Here is a 251-nt window from a genome sequence, read left to right as displayed (position 1 = left end):
TCAGGTTGATAGGTCAGAGGTGGAAGCGTGGCGACATGTGGAGCTGACTGATACTAATCGTTCGAGGACTTAACCAATTGATTATTCGTTTTTACAACTTCTTCTGCATTATCTAGTTTTGAGGGAACGATCTCTCAATTAAATTAGTCTGGTAATTATGGCGAGAAGGTCACACCCGTTCCCATACCGAACACGGAAGTTAAGCTTCTCAGCGCCGATGGTAGTTGGGGCATGCGCCCCTGTGAGAGTAG

1 rRNA gene is annotated in these 251 nt (G+C 46.2%); it reads left to right on the top strand.

Going from position 1 to position 251, the window contains the following annotated elements:
- Positions 1–147 precede the first annotated feature (147 nt).
- Positions 148–251: ribosomal RNA gene (gene rrf, locus G6554_RS26485) — 5S ribosomal RNA — on the top strand; the annotation flags it as partial.

It is taken from the genome of Bacillus sp. MM2020_4 (assembly GCF_011250555.1).
Classification (GTDB): domain Bacteria; phylum Bacillota; class Bacilli; order Bacillales; family Cytobacillaceae; genus Neobacillus.
Note: the sequence above shows the minus strand (reverse complement) of the source record. Positions and strands in the feature narration are given on the sequence as shown.